This window comes from Mesorhizobium sp. M7A.F.Ca.ET.027.02.1.1, from assembly GCF_004022985.1.
GTDB lineage: Bacteria > Pseudomonadota > Alphaproteobacteria > Rhizobiales > Rhizobiaceae > Mesorhizobium.
Genome location: NZ_RZOL01000633.1, coordinates 1 through 2,259, shown reverse-complemented (window position 1 = coordinate 2,259; position 2,259 = coordinate 1). Strand labels below are relative to the sequence as shown.

Below are 2,259 nucleotides of genomic sequence, written 5' to 3'. Positions count from 1 at the left end.
CCAATCGGTATAGCTTCGCCTTCCCGACCTTGGGCGGATGTCGATAGGTCCAGGCGCTCTCGACCAACATGTGGCGAACCCGCCCGTTGCCTGCCTTTGTGATGCCGCCGCACCGGACTGTCTCCCCCGGTTGAGCGCTCGCCGGGAACCAGACCGAGATATCCCAAAGCTGACGCGGGCTTTCGAACCGGCTGGCGTCGCCGACTTCGGTGACGAACGTGACGGCGACAATCAGGTTGTGATTTTTCGTGGAATGAGGGCTCTGACGCACTCTCGCTGCGGCCACAGCCTAAGTTGCACCGACGAGGCGCGCCTGGAGCACATCAATCTTGGCGCGGCCGTACCGCTTGATGAGTTTGAGCTTGGTGATCTGGCCTTCGGTGTGGCCATTCGACCACGGAGAGATAATGGCGTTGCGCACTGCGGCGATGTCCTTCTCGACCCCGTTTGCAAAGGAGCCGACGAGGCTTGCTTTCGCGCGCTCGAGCCAAGCGCTCAGTTTTGCGACCGCCTTTGATCGGATCATCTGCTGAAAGTCGTCGATCAGCGTTCGCGCGGTGACGAGGTCAGGAACATTGCTCTCGATTGCCGCGATCAGTACAGCGTCCGATTTGGGCAGGTCGTCACGCGCCAGCGTCATGAGCCTGGCGATGCTTCGTGCCGAAGGCGTGCGGGCAAGTGCGCTTTGATCGGCCCTTTCAGCAAGGCGTCTGCGCCGCGCCCATTCAGAGACGACGCCGATCTGGCCACGAAAGCCTTTCTTGCACATTTCGCGCCAGAGCGCCGAAGCGTTGCGCGCGCCTTGGTCCCAGCGGCCGTCAAGCCAGGGAAGCCATTCCTCGAGCGAACTCTGCCGGACGCGGAACATGTCGGAGCGCTGACCGCGCAGGACGCTGCGGACGAGCTTGCGGCTATGTCCGGTACCTTGACGATCTGCTTGATCGGCACACCCTGCTTCGACAATTCCAGAATGGCCTCGTTTGTCTCCTGGCGACGCAGATATCCTTCATATTGCAGCCGTTCGGCATAGGTGAGAAGCTTTGGATCGATGATGGTGCTGCCGACGGTCTTTCGGATCTGCCGCATGGGCTTGCTGACTGCATCAAGGAAAGCGCGGCTGGCGTTTTCCATCAGATGCCAGCGGTCGGCCACCTGATCGGCATGAGGCAAGGCCTTAGCGATCGCCTCGCCGTATCCGCCACCCCGATCGCGAGCGACAGTCATAATGGAAGGATGGTTCGCCAGCCAAGCCTGCGATGTCGCCTGTTCGCGATCAGGCAGCAATGTCACTGGCCTGCGGCGCTCAAGATCGCAGACAATCGTTCCGTATCGTTGGCCGCGCCGGAACGCGAAGTCGTCGATGCCGATGATGGCGAGCTTATCGCGCGGCTGTTCGGTCCGCCGGCGCACGACACGCAACAGGGTATCATTGCTCACCGGCATCATCAGGCGATCGGCAAAGGCGGCTGCAGGCCTGCCGCCCAGCGCCAGTCCCAAGTGGTGAACGATGGTCTCAAGGCGTCCGGTTCTTCGCGACAACGGCCCAAGGCGCCAAACCGTTCGGCAAAAATGCGGCGGCGGCAAAGAACGGCGTCGCACCAGAAACGGCGAACCGTTACCCGCAAGACCACCCGCCGGCCAGCGATGGGCAGATCGGCGGCTTGCCGCATATATCGGCTCTGGTCCGGCGTGAACTCGTCCCGCAGCACGGGCACGTAGCCGAAAGCGCCGTAGCGCGCACGTCAAGAAATACACAATCCGTGTTGATTTCGGCATGCTCGACGAGCAACCCCGCCGGCGCCAGTCTCGTCGACCCAAATCTCTGTTTCATCGCGCTGATTCCCTCTCGAAAATTGCGCGACATCACCCTGCACATGGAGCGAGATTGAGTTGTCACTTGGCAATTAATTATGAGAATGCCATACAAACGATTCCAAATGCTTAGGCAGGCACCTAATTTGAGAATTAGCAGTTAATTTGATAATCGCTCTTGGCGCTTACCACTTAATGTGAGAATAGGGCTCTTGGAGTTTTTTCACTGGTGAGCCTCCATGACGGCTGCTGCCGGTCGGCGCGCGCATCGCCTGCAGGATGCTTCCGTAGAGATGGGTGCACCGGCCACGATGACGGGTCTGATGATCTATTTCGCAGGGGCCGTTCTGGCGGCCTATGGCGGGGCCGGACACTCGGATGGAAAGTCGATCGTCCACAAGCGGAGGCAGCCGTCGCAGAACCCTAAGGGCCGCGACAGTAACGGAA

General features: G+C 60.4%; 1 protein-coding gene and 2 pseudogenes. 1 reads left to right on the top strand and 2 read right to left on the bottom strand.

From position 1 onward, the window contains the following. Window positions 1–286 (bottom strand): transposase (locus EN749_RS34440; RefSeq protein ID WP_145991139.1); only part of this gene is annotated, 286 nt, incomplete at its 3' end. Window positions 287–289: 3 nt separating this feature from the next. Next, window positions 290–1,831 (bottom strand): annotated as a pseudogene (locus tag EN749_RS34435) (ISL3 family transposase). Between the two features lie 220 nt (window positions 1,832–2,051). Between EN749_RS34435 and EN749_RS38360 the strand changes: the two are divergent. Continuing rightward, window positions 2,052–2,259 (top strand): annotated as a pseudogene (locus EN749_RS38360) (hypothetical protein); the annotation flags it as partial.